This window comes from Alkalihalobacillus sp. NPDC127517 (genome assembly GCF_050276055.1).
In the GTDB taxonomy this organism is placed as follows: domain Bacteria; phylum Bacillota; class Bacilli; order Bacillales; family Bacillaceae_D; genus Alkalicoccobacillus.
On record NZ_JBNNQX010000010.1, the window covers coordinates 96648 to 114934 of the forward strand.

The 18287-nt window shown below is 41.8% G+C and carries 15 protein-coding genes; all 15 read left to right on the forward strand.

Going from position 1 to position 18287, the window contains the following annotated elements; all coding sequences use genetic code 11:
* Window positions 1-16 precede the first annotated feature (16 nt).
* On the forward strand, window positions 17-1264 hold the full coding sequence (locus ACQKKO_RS14805) for a competence/damage-inducible protein A (RefSeq protein ID WP_498648473.1): 1248 nt from the start codon (window positions 17-19) through the stop codon (window positions 1262-1264).
* Window positions 1261-2862 carry a DEAD/DEAH box helicase gene (locus ACQKKO_RS14810; RefSeq protein ID WP_498648476.1) on the forward strand — a complete coding sequence of 534 codons (1602 nt, stop codon included), beginning with the start codon at window positions 1261-1263 and terminating at the stop codon, window positions 2860-2862. Before ACQKKO_RS14805 ends, ACQKKO_RS14810 begins: the two co-directional genes overlap by 4 nt.
* Before the next feature lie 237 nt (window positions 2863-3099).
* Window positions 3100-4149, forward strand: a complete 1050-nt coding sequence (recA, locus tag ACQKKO_RS14815) for a recombinase RecA (protein ID WP_498648478.1) — start codon at window positions 3100-3102, stop codon at window positions 4147-4149.
* A 62-nt stretch (window positions 4150-4211) separates the two neighbouring features.
* On the forward strand, window positions 4212-5201 hold the full coding sequence (locus ACQKKO_RS14820; protein WP_498648662.1) for a metallophosphoesterase family protein: 990 nt from the start codon (window positions 4212-4214) through the stop codon (window positions 5199-5201).
* Window positions 5194-6621 carry an AAA family ATPase gene (locus ACQKKO_RS14825; RefSeq protein ID WP_498648480.1) on the forward strand — a complete coding sequence of 476 codons (1428 nt, stop codon included), beginning with the start codon at window positions 5194-5196 and terminating at the stop codon, window positions 6619-6621. Before ACQKKO_RS14820 ends, ACQKKO_RS14825 begins: the two co-directional genes overlap by 8 nt.
* Window positions 6622-6641: 20 nt before the next feature.
* Window positions 6642-6896, forward strand: coding sequence for a hypothetical protein (locus ACQKKO_RS14830; protein WP_498648481.1), 255 nt, complete (start codon window positions 6642-6644; stop codon window positions 6894-6896).
* Window positions 6886-7545, forward strand: a complete 660-nt coding sequence (locus ACQKKO_RS14835; RefSeq protein ID WP_498648483.1) for an ATP-binding protein — start codon at window positions 6886-6888, stop codon at window positions 7543-7545. The genes ACQKKO_RS14830 and ACQKKO_RS14835 overlap by 11 nt, the downstream gene beginning before the upstream one ends.
* A gap of 159 nt (window positions 7546-7704) precedes the next feature.
* Complete coding sequence (rny, locus tag ACQKKO_RS14840; protein ID WP_498648485.1) at window positions 7705-9273, forward strand: ribonuclease Y; 1569 nt, start codon at window positions 7705-7707, stop codon at window positions 9271-9273.
* A 54-nt stretch (window positions 9274-9327) separates the two neighbouring features.
* Window positions 9328-10125 carry a TIGR00282 family metallophosphoesterase gene (locus ACQKKO_RS14845; RefSeq protein WP_498648487.1) on the forward strand — a complete coding sequence of 266 codons (798 nt, stop codon included), beginning with the start codon at window positions 9328-9330 and terminating at the stop codon, window positions 10123-10125.
* A 103-nt stretch (window positions 10126-10228) separates the two neighbouring features.
* Entirely contained in the window at window positions 10229-10489 is a 261-nt protein-coding gene (locus ACQKKO_RS14850) for a stage V sporulation protein S (protein WP_479821622.1), read from the forward strand.
* Between the two features lie 156 nt (window positions 10490-10645).
* Window positions 10646-12250, forward strand: coding sequence for a tRNA (N6-isopentenyl adenosine(37)-C2)-methylthiotransferase MiaB (gene miaB / locus ACQKKO_RS14855; RefSeq protein WP_498648490.1), 1605 nt, complete (start codon window positions 10646-10648; stop codon window positions 12248-12250).
* A gap of 5 nt (window positions 12251-12255) precedes the next feature.
* Window positions 12256-12666 carry a YlbF/YmcA family competence regulator gene (locus tag ACQKKO_RS14860; protein ID WP_498648492.1) on the forward strand — a complete coding sequence of 137 codons (411 nt, stop codon included), beginning with the start codon at window positions 12256-12258 and terminating at the stop codon, window positions 12664-12666.
* Window positions 12667-13104: 438 nt separating this feature from the next.
* Complete coding sequence (locus ACQKKO_RS14865; RefSeq protein WP_498648493.1) at window positions 13105-13671, forward strand: outer spore coat protein CotE; 567 nt, start codon at window positions 13105-13107, stop codon at window positions 13669-13671.
* 111 nt (window positions 13672-13782) lie between these two features.
* Window positions 13783-16401: a DNA mismatch repair protein MutS gene (gene mutS / locus ACQKKO_RS14870; protein ID WP_498648495.1), complete on the forward strand. Its 2619-nt coding sequence runs from the start codon at window positions 13783-13785 to the stop codon at window positions 16399-16401.
* 21 nt (window positions 16402-16422) lie between these two features.
* Window positions 16423-18282, forward strand: coding sequence for a DNA mismatch repair endonuclease MutL (gene mutL / locus ACQKKO_RS14875; RefSeq protein ID WP_498648497.1), 1860 nt, complete (start codon window positions 16423-16425; stop codon window positions 18280-18282).
* Window positions 18283-18287: the final 5 nt, after the last annotated feature.

The following is an 18287-nucleotide window of genomic DNA, read 5'->3' on the forward strand; positions in this document are numbered from 1 at the left end:
CATGGGGGAATGAAACATGAACGCAGAAATTCTTGCAGTAGGATCTGAATTATTGTTAGGACAAATCTTAAATACAAACGCACAGTATCTTTCCAAGCAGCTTGCTGAGCTTGGAATCGATGTTTATGTACATACCGTTGTTGGAGATAACGAAAAGAGATTAACTGAATCGTTGGAACTTGCGGCGAACAGAGCTGATCTCGTTATCCTAACAGGTGGACTTGGACCAACTAAAGATGATTTAACTAAAGAAACGGCTGCAACGTTCTGTGGTCGCACGTTAGTTCATGATGAAGAAGCATTGCGCTCCATTGAGTCGTATTTTGAAAAACGAAACCGCGAAATGACACCGAATAATCGGAAGCAGGCACTTGTTATTGAAGGCTCAACGGTTTTGAAAAACCATACAGGTATGGCACCAGGGATGTATGTAGAATCAGACAAATGTAAGCTTGTCCTTATGCCAGGACCTCCAAGAGAACTCCAGCCGATGTTTGAGCTTGAGCTAAAACGACTACTACTCGACGGATCAGGTACAGCGATCACATCTAGAGTCCTTCGTTACTTTGGGATTGGTGAATCACAGCTTGAAACAGATCTTGAGGACTTAATTGATGCACAGACCAATCCAACGATAGCGCCCCTTGCAGGGAATGGAGAAGTAAAGCTACGTTTAACAGTGAAGCATTCCGATGAAACAGAGGCAAAACGGCTTTTAGATGAAACAGAGGCTTCCATTCAAACACGCGTAGGGGAATATTTTTATGGCTACGGTGAAATTGGATTGATGGAGCAATTATCCATCCAATTAAAGGAAGCCAAGTTAACCCTGTCTGCGGCTGAGAGCTTTACAGGTGGACTTTTTAGTTCCGGGTTAACTTCATATAAAGGAGCCTCTTCCATTTTTGTTGGAGGAATTTCAGCATATTCTTCAAATGTGAAGGAAGATATCCTGCAAGTGTCGAATGAAACGATTAAGCAAAGTGGGGTAGTAAGCGAATCGTGTGCACAAGTTATGGCAAGCTCCGTTCAAAAGATGTTTAAATCAGATATTGGCGTGTCATTTACAGGTGTTGCTGGCCCAGACCCACAAGAAGGAAAAGAACCAGGCACAGTATTTATTGGAATTAGTGGCCCGGATTCAAAGGAAACGGTTTATCCCCTTCAATTAAGCGGGAACCGCCAAGCGATTCGAGAACGAGCTGTAAAGTATTGCTGCTTCTACTTATTGAATGAATTAAAAAGGTGGCATGCAACAACATGACTTATTTTACCGATTTTGATTTATCTGATCCGGTTAAACAAGCCATTCGGGATATGGGCTTTGAGGAGCCCTCTCCTATTCAAGAAAAAGCTATACCGCCCATTCTTCGTGGTGGAGATGTGATTGGCCAGGCTCAAACTGGAACAGGGAAAACAGCCGCATTCGGTATACCAGTTGTAAACAAAGTGACAAATGAACAGCATGTTCAAGCACTCATTTTAACGCCAACTAGAGAACTAGCAATCCAAGTGTCTGGTGAGCTGCAAAAGCTGTCTGTTTACAAGCGAATTCGCACATTACCTATCTATGGAGGCCAGTCCATCGGCCACCAAATTCGAGCGCTTAAGCAAGGCGTTCATGTTGTCATTGGAACACCAGGACGAGTACTCGACCACATTAGACGTCAAACGTTAAAGCTGGACCGTGTGCACACAGTCGTCCTTGATGAAGCGGACGAAATGCTTGATATGGGTTTTGTTGAGGACATTGAAACGATTCTTAGCAACGTGAGTCAATCACGACAAACGTTGTTATTTTCTGCTACGATGCCGTATGCGATCCGGAAGCTTTCGAAGAAGTATATGAATGAGCCAACGATGGTTACGATCAATAAGGGTGAAGTAACAGCTCCTCTTGTCGAGCAGCGGTATTACAAGGTACTCGAACGAAACAAAATTGAATCTTTATGCCGCATTATTGACAGTGGCGATGTGGAGCTAGGGATTTTATTTTGTCGTACCAAAAAAGGTGTGGCTGAGTTAACTGAAGCACTTCAAGCACGTGGATATCTCGCAGATGGGTTGCATGGGGATCTGTCTCAACCCCAACGAGATGTTGTAATGAAGAAATTTAGAGATTCAACCATTGATTTTTTGATTGCAACCGATGTAGCAGCTCGTGGGATTGATGTGCAAAACGTCAGCCATGTGATTAACTACGATATCCCACAAGATCCAGAAAGCTATGTCCACCGTATCGGACGAACAGGTCGAGCTGGCCGCACGGGTCTTGCATTAACACTCGTTACGCCTAGGGAAATGAAGCATCTCCGGTCAATTGAACAGGAGATTAAGATGTCCATTCCTTCTTATACAGTTCCGACTCTTGAAGAGGTTGTATTAAAACAACAGAGTTCATGGAAAAAACTTGTTTCAGATACCATTGATGCTGGTACTGCAAGATCAGATCTATTTGGTCCTCTAGTACAGGAGCTCTTATCTAATTACTCGGCTGAAGACGTTGTGCAGGCACTGTTAACTCTTCAATTTTCAACAGATTCGACCTCTGATGATTCAGGGTACCAGTTCGGAGAAACAGGTGGAGCAGCGGGTATGATTCGCTTCTTTATCAACGTGGGTCGTAACGTGAATCTGACGCCTAAAATTCTCTCAGAAGAGATTTCTAGACTTGTAGGTATTCAAGCATCAAGCATTGGTCGAATGGACATCTTTGATAACTTTACCTTTGTAGATGTTCCAGAAGAGTCAGCTCCATTTGTTTACGAAGCGCTTCGGTACTCCCGAATAAATGGTGCGAGAGTAAACCTCGAGCCTGCTAAACCGCGCCCTAAACGAACGAAACGTGATACAACCTCCTAATGTAGAAAATGCAGCATATTGCATGAATCGCTGCATTTTCTTATCCTTTTCCTTCTTTTCTTATCCCCATTTTTCATTCACTTACCTCACCCCACTTTGCTGCCTTAAAAAAATGCGAATAAATGTTCGGTTTTCTCTTGGCAAATCTCAAAAAACAAGTTATGATAGAACAATAGAAACAAGGAATTAAGAGTTACGTTTACTATACATTGAGTTTTAAATAGAGGAGAGATTTGAATGAGCGATCGTAAAGCAGCACTAGATATGGCGCTTCGCCAAATTGAAAAGCAATTCGGTAAAGGTTCAATTATGAAACTAGGAGATCAAACAGATCAGCGCATTGCAACGATCTCAAGTGGGTCTCTTGCATTAGATATTGCACTAGGTGTAGGTGGATATCCTCGTGGTCGTATAATCGAAGTATACGGACCAGAGTCCTCTGGTAAAACAACTGTTTCCCTTCATGCTATTGCTGAAGTACAAGCAAATGGAGGAACGGCTGCTTTTATCGATGCTGAGCATGCACTTGATCCGGTTTACGCTCAAAAATTAGGTGTAAATGTAGAGGAGCTATTATTATCACAGCCTGATACGGGAGAACAAGCACTTGAGATTGCTGAAGCACTTGTGCGAAGTGGTGCGGTTGATATTATTGTAATCGATAGTGTCGCGGCACTTGTACCAAAAGCAGAGATCGAGGGTGACATGGGAGATAGTCACGTTGGACTTCAAGCTCGTCTGATGTCTCAAGCACTTCGTAAGCTTTCAGGTGCGATTAGTAAATCAAAAACAATTGCGCTATTTATTAACCAAATTCGTGAGAAAATTGGTGTCATGTTTGGAAATCCTGAAACAACTCCGGGTGGACGCGCGCTTAAATTCTATTCGTCTGTTCGTCTTGAAGTTCGCCGTGCTGAGACATTAAAGCAAGGGAACGACATGGTCGGTAACAAAACACGAATTAAAGTAGTTAAGAACAAAGTAGCACCACCATTCAAACAAGCTGAAGTAGATATTATGTATGGAGAAGGAATTTCAAAACAAGGATCTGTTTTAGATATTGCAGCAGATCTGGACATTGTCTTAAAAAGCGGAGCGTGGTATTCCTTTAAAGAAGAGCGCATCGGCCAAGGGCGTGAGAATTCTAAGATTTTCTTAAAAGAGCATCCTGAGATGATGGCTGAAATCGAAGGCCTTATTCGTGCACATCATGGTCTTGATGGCCAAGTAGAGGTACCTGCACCTAGTGAAAAAGAATTTGAAGATGTTCCATTAGATCTTAAATAAAACCGTAGCTGAATAAGCACCGTATGGGTGCTTATTCTTTTCAGTTTGAGGTGAATACATTGATTAAATTTCTGTATTTTACAGATACACATATTCGGGGAACTACCCCAAAAAACAGATTGGATTCTTTTTCAGATACGATTAAACGTAAGCTAACAGAAGTCATGCAGATAGCAGAAAAGGAAAAGGTTGATTTGATGCTTCATGGGGGAGACGTGTTTGATCGGCCGGACTTATCTCCAAATGTCGTTGGACAGTTTGCCAAACTCTTTCGAGAAACGAATATCCCCATCTATGCAATCTCAGGAAACCACGACACGTTTGGGCATAATCCTGATACCATTTCTAGGACGATGCTTGGCTTACTAGATTCATTCGGAATCATGACTATCATCCATCCAAATGAGCCTCTTTTTATCAAAAAAGACGGTGTTTCCGTTCAAATTTCTGGACAACCTTATCATTATGATTTAGATCAACGAGACGTTAAACTAGATTATTATCCTATTAATCAGCATCAAGCAGATTATATGATTCACCTTGTACACAGTATGTTGGTTGAAAAGGCACTCCCGGAAGGAATTCCTCATACACTTGTAGATCATATTTGGACCACACCTGCGGATGTCGTTTTAACCGGTCACTTCCATGGAGGTTTCGGAATTAAAGAGCAGGACGGGAAGTTTATTTGTAATCCTGGCGCCTTATCCCGAATTAACAATCACTGGATGGAGCTTAACAGAATGCCTAAGGTCATAATTGGTGAAGTCACTCAATCAGGCATTACATTGAGAGAACAAGTCTTGAAGTCTGCACAAAAGGGCGAGGAAGTACTTGATCGGACCTACGTAGAAAAAGCGGTTCATCAGGAAGAGAAGCTGCACGAATTTGTCCAACAAGTGAAAGCACAAAGTGATTTCAAAAACCTACACATGAACGATATTATCCGAGAGCTTGCCTCGCTTTCAGAAGTTGAAGATCGTGTAAAGCAGGAAGCGCTTCGGAGGATGACTCAAGTAGAGGAAAGTTGGGGAGGTGAGGGAGATGAATAATATCCTAGACGTAAGACTGGAAAACTTTCAATCTCACCTTGACTCACACTTTACTTTCGCAGACGGACTTAATGTATTAATAGGTCAGTCTGACAGCGGGAAGACAGCTGTTATTCGTGGAATTCGCTGGGCCCTCTTTAACCAGCCTCGTGGAACCGATTTTATTCGTGCAGGCAGTGACTTTGTGCGTGTGACCATTCAATTTGAGAGTGGTGACAAACTTATACGTGAACGAACCGCCTCCAAGAATCGTTACATTATCAAAAAAAATGGACAGGATCAGCAGGTATTTGAGAGCTTTGGTCAGCATGTTCCCGTAGAAGTGCTAGACCTTCACGGGATGCGACCGTTACGTATTGATCGAGATCATGAATTAACCATTCATCTAGCTCAACAGCTTGATGGACCTTTTTTACTTGAACAGCCAGGGTCAATGCGTGCAAAAACAATTGGACGTATTAGCGGGGCACACTATTTGGATGCGGCTATTCGTGATACTTCAAGAGATCTTCACTCGCTTAACCAAAGTAAAAGATGGAGTGAGGAGCAAACAGAACAGTTAAAAAAGGATCTTGAGCCTTACGAGCAAGTTATTCAATCAGGTGAACAGCTTGAAAGGGCATCTCAACTGTTTGAAGAGATTAAGGTCAAGCAGGCAAGGCTTAATAGTTTGCAAGTGAAACACAAGGATATGCAAACGAACAAAGAACTAATGAAACAAGCCCACGATAAGTTAGATTCTCTAAAGGAATTGCCCCAAATTGAATCAATGGTGTATCGGCTTGAACTACAGATTCAACGTCAATCGTTGCTTAAAAAGCTCCATGAGCAGCAACAAACATATACAGGTCAGCTTTTGAAGGTAAAGAAATTTTTGCAGCTCACGGAGTCCATTGAAGAGGCCGCCGAAAAGGAAAAACGGGCAAAAACTCTTGAGCAAAAAAGAGGAGCATTGATTAAATTAAATGATCAATATACTCAACTAACTTCCATTGAACGTAAAGCACATCAAGTGATTGAAAAGACGACGTTTGTCACGCAAATTCAACCTAACTGGGAAGAATCAATCAAACAGTCAGAACAGCGTCTAAAACGACTGACTTCTCTTAAAGATCAATACATGTCAGTAGAAAAACAACGAATGAAACAAAAAGAACACCTCGACAATGTGACGCAAGTTGAGAATGTTGCTTCAAACATACAATTAATTGACCAAACATATAACCGATATCAACGTATGCTCAACAAGAGACAAGAATATACAGAAGTGCTTAAGCGAATGAAGGATGGAGAACAGTTTATCCATATGAAGAAGCAAGAGCTTGAGCAGTTAACGATCCAATACGAAGAATTAGCCAAAAAAGATGGAATTTGTCCAACATGTGGACAAGTTATACAGGCTAATCACACCCATAAGTAATGTGAAAGGAGTACGAATAGATGAGTACAATTGAGCAAGAATTAACCAAAATGAAGCAAGCTATTGATCAGGCGAGAGATATGAGGTATCGTGCAGAGGCAAAGCTCGAGGAGCTTCAAAACCAACGTGATCGTATCTTAAAAGAATTGGAAGAGTTGGGCGTTGGACCAGATGAGTTAGAAAGTGAAATTAAAAAATTAGAATCAGAGGTCGAGCAAGCGATGAGTGAAACGTGGTCGCTTATTCCAAAAGAGCTGATTAAACATGATGCATGAGGAACTAGTTAAGCTTGAAGAAACCATTAAGCAAGCTCGGGATACGTGGACAAGACTGGACGCCCGACGTCAAGTGCTGGTTGATCAATTAGAACAAGCGGAAACGAAGTTAAATGAATACTTAGATACAATAGATGTATATGAAAAAGCGCGTGTTCTTTTGCAGCAGTCAGCTGAGTACGCACGCGAGCAAGCGCGTCAGCAAATGGAGACATTGGTCACTAATGCGCTTCAGTATGTATTTGGACCTTTGTTTCAATTTCAGATTGAAATAGAAGACCATGGGAATCGGACGGTTGCTGAGTTTTATGTTACGACGGAGTATGATGGTGTTCAGGTTAAGACCAAACCCCAAGATTCGCGTGGTGGTGGTGTGGTTGATATTGTAACACTTGCGTTACGAGTGGCCTTAATGGAAACCGTACAGCCAAAAGTAAGCGGACCTTTAATATTAGATGAACCGGGAAAACATGTTTCGAATGAGTACGTTTACTACTTATATGAGTTTTTGAAATCATTAAGTACGATGTTTGGTAGACAAATTATCATGGTTACACATAATCATCATTTAACAGAGTCTGCAGATCAAGCGTTTGAGGTTTCTATTCGCGATGGAATAAGCGAGGTCACACCCATTTCCACAGCTTGACATCAACGGTAGGTGACTTTACAATTAAAAGGTGAAGCGGCTTTTATTTTTCCTTTTTTACTCCGCTTTCATGTATGGAACTTAAGATTACTATAAAAAAAGATCTATGCAAAACAGAGTTATGGAACCAACAATTAGATAGCAAGAGGAGGTGAAAATATGGATATACCATTGTATATGCTCATCCTCATTTTACTTGTTGTCTCTGCAGCAGCTGCAGTTGTTGGATATCTTGTTCGAAAATCCATTGCAGAAGCGAAGATCGTAAGCGCGGAGCATGCTGCGAATCAAATTGTAGAAGATGCAAAACGTGATGCGGAAGCGAATCGGAAGGAAGTCATTCTTGAAGCAAAGGATGAAGTTCATACCCTTCGTACAGAAGCAGAGCGTGAGGTTCGTGAACGTAGAAATGAGATTCAAAAACAAGAGCATCGTTTGGTACAAAAAGAAGAGATTCTAGACCGGAAAAGCGAAACCTTTGATAAAAAAGAAGAGTCTTTGGAAAAAAGGGAGGAATCTCTCACCAAAAAACAACGACAAATTGAAGAGATGAACAGTAAAGTGGATGAGCTCATTGCGAAGCAACAGCATGAGTTGGAGCGCATATCTGGTATGAGTCGTGAGGAAGCGAGACTATCTGTTCGCGCTGAAGTCGAAGAAGAGATTGCACATGAGACAGCTCTTCTTGCGAAAGAACGATTGGCTCAAGCGAAAGAAGAAGCTGATAAAAAAGCGAAGGAAATTCTTTCACTTGCCGTACAACGTTGTTCAGCCGACCATGTAGCTGAAACAACCGTTTCAGTAGTAAACCTTCCGAACGATGAAATGAAGGGTCGAATAATTGGGCGCGAAGGCCGAAATATTCGTGCGCTTGAAACCTTAACAGGGATTGATCTTATTATTGACGATACACCTGAAGCTGTTATCCTCTCTGGATTTGATCCAATTCGCCGTGAAATTGCACGTACCGCTCTTGAGAAGTTAGTTCAAGATGGACGAATTCATCCTGCGCGAATCGAAGAGATGGTTGATAAATCTCGTCGTGAAGTGGATGAAGCAATTCGTGAATATGGTGAGCAGACGTCATTTGAAATGGGGATTCATGGACTTCACCCTGACTTAATCAAAATTTTAGGTCGACTAAAATTTCGTACAAGTTATGGGCAGAATGTTCTTAAACACTCCATTGAAGTTGCACATCTAAGTGGATTGATGGCTGCTGAACTTGGTGAAGATGTAAAGCTTGCTAAACGAGCTGGTCTCCTACACGACATCGGTAAAGCTATTGACCACGAAGTCGAAGGAAGTCATGTTGAGATTGGTGTAGAACTGGCAACAAAGTACAAGGAACATCCTGTCGTTGTGAATGCCATTGCCTCTCACCATGGTGATACGGAGTCCACATCAGTCATTTCTACACTTGTGGCTGCTGCCGATGCATTATCAGCAGCACGTCCGGGAGCACGTAGAGAGACTCTTGAGACGTATATCCGTCGATTAGAAAAGCTAGAAGAAATTTCTGAGTCGTTTGAAGGAGTAGAAAAAACGTACGCCATTCAAGCGGGTCGAGAAATTCGCATTATGGTTCGACCAGATCTGGTTGATGATACACTTGCTCACAAGTTGGCACGTGACATCACCAAACGAATTGAAGACGAGCTTGACTACCCAGGACATATTCGAGTAACCGTTATTCGAGAGACTCGGGCAGTTGAGTATGCAAAGTAAAGCGGCTAATGCCGCTTTATTTTGTTTCTATGAAAAAGAAAGAGGTTATGTTTCATGAAGATCTTATTTATCGGAGATGTTGTTGGCTCTCCCGGACGAGCAATGGTAGAGGAATATGTGAAGCGTTTGAAGAAAGATTATAAGCCTACACTTACAGTAATTAATGGCGAAAATGCAGCGGCTGGAAAAGGAATTAATGAAAAAATTTATAAAGGCTTACTTGATGCAGGTGCCCAGGCCGTCACTTTAGGGAATCATGCGTGGGCAAAACGAGATATTTTTGATTTTATTGATACGGCTAAATGGCTCGTACGACCAGCTAACTATCCAGAGGGAACGCCTGGAGTAGGCATGGTTTTTGTAACGATTAATCAAATCGAGATTGCGGTTATCAACTTGATGGGTCGTACGTTTCTTCCTGCAAACGATTGTCCGTTTAGAAAAGCAGATGAATTAATTGCAGAAGCCAAAAAACGAACGCCTTACATTTTTGTTGATTTTCATGCGGAAGTGACGAGTGAAAAGATAGCTATGGGTTGGTACCTAGATGGTCGTGTCATGGCAGTTGTCGGCACACACACGCATGTACAGACTGCCGATGAGCGTATCCTTCCTAAAGGAACAGCCTATATCTCAGATGTGGGGATGACCGGACCTTATGATGGAATCTTAGGTGTGGAAAAAGAACCTGTGTTGCATAAGTTTTTGACAAATCTTCCTGTAAGGTTTGAAGTCGCATCAGGCAGGGAACAGTTGAGTGGTGTGATTATTGATGTGGACGATAAATCAGGACAGGCTAAGTCTATTAAGCGCATACTTATTAATGAGGACCATCCGTATTTAGAACGTTAACCAATAGGCCATTAATAGGTTTGATGTGAGTTGTGCTGATCGCCATCTTTTTCACTCACTCGTAACACGCTAATGACTCATGCACAGAGGAGGTTCTAAAAAAATGGATGTCTTAAAAGTCTCAGCAAAATCTACCCCAAATTCTGTAGCTGGTGCTTTAGCTGGGGTCATTCGAGAACACGGTTCAGCAGAAATTCAAGCGATTGGAGCAGGAGCATTAAACCAATCGATTAAAGCAGTTGCGATTGCTAGAGGATTTGTTGCACCTAGCGGGATTGACCTTGTTTGTATTCCAGCTTTCACTGATATTGAGATTGATGGAGAAGAGCGTACTGCTATTAAGTTAATCATTGAACCTCGTTAACGCAAGTCAAAGAAAAGTGTTTATCTGTTGCTCAAAGAACAGATAAACACTTTTTTTCTTTGGATTCATCTTGATACATTCATTGTGTTTATGACCATTCGCACGTATAATATACGATTAGTAGAACGGTATGTTTTGGAAGGGGTTTGCTTTAATATGAACGAAGAACAACGCTTAGGCCAACAAGGGAATACTCATATAAAAAAGAACCAAAAGCAACAACCAAAGAAAGACTATAGTCAATACTTCGACTTCTCAAAAGCGAAGATTATATCAGAAGATGAAAACAAAAAAGTGATGCGTATAAATGGACGAGATATCACGATTCATGAACAGCCTGATTACAAACAAGGAAAGCGCCGCGGGAAAGAAACGACTCAGGTAATTAGACCTGATCATGTAATTCCTCCAGAGTTAACTACTCTTGGTGCAGGCAAGAAATTTCTCATTCGTACATATGGTTGTCAAATGAATACGCATGATTCAGAGAATATGGCTGGATTGCTAACAGAAATGGGCTTTGAATCGACAGATGTGACAGAAGAGGCAGATGTGATCCTGTTAAATACCTGTGCCATACGTGAAAATGCGGAGAATAAGGTATTCGGGGAGATCGGTCACCTAAAACCTCTTAAGCTTGAAAAGCCAGAGCTAATTATCGGTGTGTGCGGCTGTATGTCGCAGGAAGAAAGCGTCGTCAATCGCATTCTTCAAAAGCATCAACACATCGACTTAGTGTTTGGAACGCATAATATCCATCGCTTACCACACTTACTTAAAGATGCGATCTTCGGTAAAGAAATGGTCGTTGAGGTTTGGTCAAAGGAAGGCGACATTGTTGAAAACATGCCACGTAAGCGTGAAGGGAAGACACAAGCCTGGGTTAATATCATGTATGGCTGTGACAAGTTCTGTACCTATTGTATCGTTCCATATACACGAGGAAAAGAGCGTAGCCGTATGCCAGAAGATATTATTGCCGAAGTTCGTGACCTTGCTCGCCAAGGCTACAAAGAAGTCACGTTACTTGGTCAAAATGTAAATGCGTATGGTAAAGACTTGGATACAGAATACGGACTTGGAGACTTAATGGACGAGATCCATAAGATCGATATCCCGCGCGTTCGGTTTACGACAAGTCACCCTCGTGATTTTGACGACCGATTAATTGAAGTACTGGCTCAAGGAGGCAATCTAGTAGAGCATATTCATTTACCTGTTCAGCATGGAAGCTCTGCGATCCTAAAGCTAATGGCGAGAAAGTATACACGTGAGAGCTATCTTGAGCTTGCTCACAAAATCAAACAAGCCATTCCAAACGCTTCCTTTACTACGGATATTATCGTTGGGTTTCCAAACGAAACAGATGAGCAGTTTGAGGAAACTCTCTCACTAATGAGGGAAGTTGAATTTGATAGTGCATACACGTACATTTATTCACCACGCGAGGGAACACCTGCTGCTAAGATGCAAGATAATGTACCGATGGAAGTCAAAAAAGAACGCTTAGCTCGCTTAAATGCACTTGTAAATGAGATTTCTGCTAAAAAGAATCTTGAATACCAAGATAAAGTCGTTGAAGTTCTTGTGCAGGGCCAAAGTAAAAAAGATCCAAACGTTTTAGCAGGACGTACGCGAACAAATCGCATGGTTAATTTTAAGGGTCCTGAATCAATCGTCGGAACAATCGTTCATGTGAAGATTACAGAGGCAAAAACGTGGTCACTAAACGGTGAAATGACAGAAACAGTGGAGGTCTAATTGAGATGACAAATCTTTATTCAAAGGAAGACGTCAGGGAGAAAGCTAGAGAACTAGCGAAAATGGTTGCTGGTACAGAAGAGGTTGACTTTTACAAACGAGCTGAAAAACAAGTAAATGATCACCTCCGTATTCAAGAGCTGATTGCTCAAATTAAAAAACAACAAAAAGAAGCGGTTAACTTAAAGCATTATGGAAAAATCGAAGCTCTTAAACAAGTGGAAGAGAAAATTGATTCTCTTCATAACGAAATCGATGAGATTCCGCTAGTACAAGAATTTAAAAGAAGTCAGGTAGAAGTAAATTACTTGCTACAGATGATTACAAATACCATTTCCAAAACTGTGACAGATGAAATTATCATCTCAACTGATGGAGATCTATTAAAAGGACGCACAGTTAAAAGTCCGTTTTAATAATAAAGCTAGTGCAATACGAATAAATCTGAGAGACAAATGATATCATTTGTCTCTTTGTCATTTTATGGGATCAGCGAAGGGGGAATACGAGACTCCTGTGGATAAGGACGCGGTGAAGACAGTGTAGCAGCGGTTTTTCTGCAGAAGGGGCTGAGGCCGTACTTGCGGGTGCGAGTATTCTCCCGGAGCGGCATCCTTTTACCAAACTTATTTAATTAATTCCCATTTAACGTGAATGTAAGGTAAAAACCTAAGATCAAAGATTGCTGTACTAATCCAATTTCTCGCTTCATATCCTTTATAGAAACGGTTTGCCCTACCTAATCTTTAATCACATCTGTTTGATCCCTGCATAGAATGAGGGTGATTAGGCGGAACGGTAGGCAGGAGCCGACACATCATCCAGCCAGGATATGAGAATAGGAGGGTCAGCAAATGGCTGAAAATGAAATGAGTTACCGAGAAATTATTACGAAAGCGGTTTGTGGAAAGGGAAGGAAGTTTTCGGAAGCCACGCACCACATTACGCCGGCTCATCGACCAACAAGTATATTAGGGTGCTGGATTATTAATCACACCTATGATGCAGAAAAACGTGGGGATACCGTAGAGGTGCAAGGTTCGTACGATATTAACGTCTGGTTTTCGTATACAAATAATACAAAAACAGATGTAGCAACACAAACTGTGACGTATACAGACATTGTGCCTTTATCGATGAAGGATGAGAACGTATTAACCGAAGACTTAGATGTTGTGGCTCGAGCAGTACAACAACCAAATACATTAGAAGCCATTATCTCAGACAATGGAACAACTGTTAATGTGCAAGTAGAACGAGAATTTATTGTTGAATGTATTGGGGAGACAAAGGTCGCGGTTGCCGTGAATCCACAAGGCATCATTAATGAATACCCGATTGCAGATTACGTCGATCAAGTAACAGATGAAGAATTGGAGAACCTTGATCCACATTTTTTACATGAAGAACTAGATAAGTAGGGTTAGGAGTGATGCGATGCATCGCTCTTTTTTCTTGTTCATTCCAAGTGCAGGTGTGCGATTCTCTATGCTATACTATGAACAAAGAAGAATGAACGGTTGGAGGAAAGTATGACACAGGTAACCCCAATGATGAAGCAATATCTAGAGATAAAAGCACAGTATCAGGATGCTTTTTTATTTTTTCGTTTAGGCGATTTTTATGAACTTTTTCAAGATGATGCCGTACAAGCCTCACGAGAGCTTGAAATTACGCTTACTGGAAGAGGTCAAGGAGAAACACGGATTCCTATGTGTGGTGTACCCCATCACTCAGCGGATATGTATATGACACGATTGGTTGAAAAAGGGTATAAAGTGGCTATCTGTGAGCAGGTAGAAGATCCCGAGACAGCTAAAGGCGTAGTAAAACGGGAAGTTGTAAAGCTTCTAACGCCTGGAACAATGATGAGTGATCACTTTATCCAAGAAAAAGAAAACAACTATTTGGCTACGATTCATGAATGTGCGGATGGTTCGTACGGAGTTGCCTTTGTTGATTTGTCTACTGGAGAAGGGCGTGTAACAATTACAGGTGATGAGCTAGAGGATGCGATTCAAGAAATTGTCACGGCTCATTCCAAAGAAGTGATTGTAGCAAGTAACGCAGATCCAGCATTAATGGATCGGTTAGCTGAACAAAAGGAACTCACGATTTCGTATGAAGACGAGTTTGATGAGCAAAACGACTATGCATCTGTTTATCAACACTTAAAACAAGACAAGCTCGAGAAAACATATGCGAGGTTAGTACAGTATCTTGTCCGTACCCAGAAGCGATCTTTATCTCACTTACAACCAGTGACGTATTATGCATCAACGTCTTATTTGAAGATGGACCAGCATACAAAACGAAATCTTGAGTTAACGGAGACCTTACGTGAAAAAAGAAAACAAGGATCGTTACTTTCTATTATTGATCATACAGTCACCGCAATGGGCGGCAGAATGCTTAGACAATGGATGGAACGACCGCTTGTGAATAAGGAAAAAATTATCTCGCGTCAACACGCAGTGGAAACCTTTTTAACTCACTTTTTTGAGCGTGAAGAGCTACGTGATGAGCTAAAAGCAGTCTATGACCTTGAACGTCTTGCGGCTAGGGTGGCCTACGGCAGTGTGAGTCCGAGAGAGCTTGTTCAATTAAAAAAATCTTTGCAGCGTGTTCCAGCAATTGTACACCTTCTCTCTACTATGCAAGCAGAGTTTGCACAAAACTGGTTTACAGAATCAGAGACATTTGAAGGGCTTTCAACATTACTTGAAACAAGCCTGATTGAAGAGGCACCGATCTCCTTAAAAGAAGGAGGGATAATTCAGCCTGGCTATTCAGATGAGCTTGATCAATACCGAGATGCGAGTACAAATGGAAAACAGTGGATCGCTGAGCTTGAAGCCAAAGAGCGAGAGATTACTGGAATTAGGACGTTAAAAGTCGGCTATAATCGTGTATTTGGCTATTATATTGAAATTACTCGTGCAAATGCTTCGTCCATTCCAGAAGGTCGTTACGAACGAAAACAAACATTAACTAACGCTGAACGATTTGTGACTCCTGAGTTAAAGGAAAAGGAATCCTTAATTTTAGAAGCAAACGATCAGACAGAAAAGCTGGAATATGAGCTGTTTGTTCAAATTCGGGAGCAAGTAAAGCAATTTGTCCCTGAACTTCAGAGTCTTGCCAGTCAAATAAGTGAACTAGATGTCTATGCTAGCTTTGCAACTGTTAGTGAGCAGCGAACGTATGTGAAGCCAACGTTCTCAGAGAAACGTCACATCCAGCTTCTAAACAATCGCCATCCTGTTGTGGAAACAGTGATTCCTAGAGGACATTATGTGCCTAATGATGTCACAATGGGAGACGGAAGAGGGATGCTTCTTTTAACAGGGCCGAATATGGGTGGTAAAAGTACGTATATGAGACAGTTGGCTCTTACAGCGGTCATGGCTCAAATTGGCTGTTATGTGCCAGCAGACGAAGCTGAGCTTCCAGTGTTTGATCAAATCTTTACACGCATTGGCGCGGCTGATGATTTGGCAAGCGGCCAAAGTACGTTTATGGTTGAAATGCTTGAAACAAAACATGCGTTAACAAAAGCCACACAGGATAGCTTGTTGCTTTTAGATGAGATTGGGAGAGGAACATCTACGTATGATGGAATGGCGTTAGCTCAAGCCATTATGGAATTTATTCATGAGCGTATTCAAGCTAAAACCATGTTTTCAACGCATTACCATGAACTAACAACAATGGAGCAGTCCTTACATCAGCTTCAGAACATTCATGTGTCAGCAGCTGAGCAAGATGGACATGTTGTCTTTTTGCATAAGGTCATTGATGGTCCTGCTGATCGAAGCTATGGGATTTACGTTGCAGAGCTTGCAGGATTACCAAGTATGGTTACTGAACGTGCAGAGACGTTACTTACAGAGCTCGAAGGTGGACAGCTTGAAACAGCGGCCGCAACAACCGACATGATTAACGTTCGTGAGCCCGAGCCTAAAGAGAGTGATAAGGATCTACAGTTATCATTGTTTGCTGTAGAGGAGACTTCTACAAAACAAGGGAACACTGTAAATAAGCTTCAAGAAGCCTTGTTAAAAGAAATTAGTGCTGTTGACCTCATGCATTTAACTCCCTTTGAGGCGATGCAGCTTATTCATACTTGGCAACAAAAAGTGAAGAAATAGAGCAGGAAGGAGAGGGTGGACATGCCCACAATAAAGCAGCTAGATGATGCGCTTTCGAATAAAATAGCAGCAGGTGAGGTTGTGGAGCGCCCTGCCTCCATCGTAAAGGAATTGGTTGAAAATGCACTTGATGCAGGCAGCACATCGATCCTTGTTGAGTTAACAGAAGCAGGTCTTAACTCCATTCGAGTTGTTGACAATGGAAGTGGGATTCCTGCTGAGGATGTAGAGACCGCATTTTTGCGTCATGCAACGAGTAAAATTCAAACGGATCGAGATTTATTTAACATTCATACATTAGGATTTCGAGGAGAGGCACTCCCGAGTATTGCCTCTGTTTCTCATCTAACTATGAAAACAAGCACGGGAACAGGTGCAGGGGTAGAGCTCCAGCTTGAAGGGGGGAAGCTTGTTGGTCGAACTGCTTCTCCAACAAGAAAAGGAACAGAGCTAGAAATTACCAACCTTTTCTACAATACACCTGCCCGGCTAAAATACTTAAAAACATCTCATACAGAAGCGGGGCATACAAGCGATGTGATGAACCGATTGGCGATGTCAAATCCTTCTGTTGCCTTTGAATACATTCATAATGAGAAGCAAGTGTTAAAAACATCAGGGAATGGTGACATTCGTCAAGTCATTGCGCAAATCTATGGTCGTTCTGTTGCCACAAAGCTTGTTACATTTGAAGAATCCTCATTAGACTATCAAGTGAAAGGATATTTGTGTCGTCCGGAAGTGAATCGTTCCACCAGGCAGTATTTGTCCGTGTATATTAATGGTCGTTATATTCGTAATTACGCAATCGCCGGGGCGATTATGCAGGGATACCATACATTACTTCCGATAGGCCGCTTTCCCATTGCTGTCATCCAAATTGAAATGAACCCTACACTTATTGATGTGAATGTTCATCCATCAAAAATGGAAGTCAGATTAAGTAAGGAACAAGAGCTAGGTGCTTTAATTAGTTCGTCGATTAAAAAGGCCTTCCAACAAACACAGCTAATCCCAGAACAAGAGCAGCCTAAGCAAAAATCTGTCGGCCAAGCTTCAACTCAGCTTTCTTTTTCCTTTGAAGAAAGACAACCAAAGCAAAAGTCTCAGGATAAAACGGTGTTCAATGAACAAGTGAGAGAGCCTGCGACGGAAGTACGGGAAACGTTTGTGGATTCTCAACCAGTGCAAAAGATAGAGCCGCCTATCATACCAGGTATTCAAGAGAAGTACCCATCTGTAAACGTGGAGGAAGGGAATCAGGAAGTAACTGATTCAGAAATGACTGACACCACAGATCGAATTCCTACGCTCTATCCAATCGGTCAGATGCACGGGACGTATATCCTTGCTCAAAATGAGCTAGGCTTATATTTAATTGATCAACATGCAGCCCAGGAACGGATTAACTATGAATTTTTCCGTGAGAAAGTAGCGGAGCAAACACCGCATGTACAAGAGCTGTTAACTCCATTTACAATTGAGTGTACAGCACAGGAAGCGGCGTTAATAGATACAAACATGGAGAAGTTAGAGGCGGTTGGTGTATTTCTTGATTCATTTGGCCAGCAAACGTATCGAGTGCGGTCACATCCTGTTTGGTTTCCAGACGGCTTAGAGGAAGAAACGATTCGAGAACTACTTGATCAATTGTTTGAAAATGCACGAATTGATATTGGAAAACTGCGAGAAGATGCTGCGATTTTAATGGCGTGTAAGGCTGCAATTAAAGCGAATCGACATCTGCGCGATGATGAGATTCAAGGCTTACTTGATACATTGCGTTTATGTGAAGATCCATTTACATGTCCTCATGGCCGACCGGTCATCATTCAATTTACAACCTATGAAATGGAAAAAATGTTTAAACGAGTTATGTAGAAAGT

Bases quoted from the DNA above. Each gene is read 5' to 3' on its own strand.
- ACQKKO_RS14805 (WP_498648473.1), top strand. From the start codon at position 17: ATGAACGCAGAAATTCTTGCAGTAGGATCTGAATTATTGTTAGGACAA.
- ACQKKO_RS14810 (WP_498648476.1), top strand. From the start codon at position 1,261: ATGACTTATTTTACCGATTTTGATTTATCTGATCCGGTTAAACAAGCC.
- recA (WP_498648478.1), top strand. From the start codon at position 3,100: ATGAGCGATCGTAAAGCAGCACTAGATATGGCGCTTCGCCAAATTGAA.
- ACQKKO_RS14825 (WP_498648480.1), top strand. From the start codon at position 5,194: ATGAATAATATCCTAGACGTAAGACTGGAAAACTTTCAATCTCACCTT.
- ACQKKO_RS14830 (WP_498648481.1), top strand. From the start codon at position 6,642: ATGAGTACAATTGAGCAAGAATTAACCAAAATGAAGCAAGCTATTGAT.
- ACQKKO_RS14835 (WP_498648483.1), top strand. From the start codon at position 6,886: ATGATGCATGAGGAACTAGTTAAGCTTGAAGAAACCATTAAGCAAGCT.
- rny (WP_498648485.1), top strand. From the start codon at position 7,705: ATGGATATACCATTGTATATGCTCATCCTCATTTTACTTGTTGTCTCT.
- ACQKKO_RS14845 (WP_498648487.1), top strand. From the start codon at position 9,328: ATGAAGATCTTATTTATCGGAGATGTTGTTGGCTCTCCCGGACGAGCA.
- ACQKKO_RS14850 (WP_479821622.1), top strand. From the start codon at position 10,229: ATGGATGTCTTAAAAGTCTCAGCAAAATCTACCCCAAATTCTGTAGCT.
- miaB (WP_498648490.1), top strand. From the start codon at position 10,646: ATGAACGAAGAACAACGCTTAGGCCAACAAGGGAATACTCATATAAAA.
- ACQKKO_RS14860 (WP_498648492.1), top strand. From the start codon at position 12,256: ATGACAAATCTTTATTCAAAGGAAGACGTCAGGGAGAAAGCTAGAGAA.
- ACQKKO_RS14865 (WP_498648493.1), top strand. From the start codon at position 13,105: ATGGCTGAAAATGAAATGAGTTACCGAGAAATTATTACGAAAGCGGTT.
- mutS (WP_498648495.1), top strand. From the start codon at position 13,783: ATGACACAGGTAACCCCAATGATGAAGCAATATCTAGAGATAAAAGCA.
- mutL (WP_498648497.1), top strand. From the start codon at position 16,423: ATGCCCACAATAAAGCAGCTAGATGATGCGCTTTCGAATAAAATAGCA.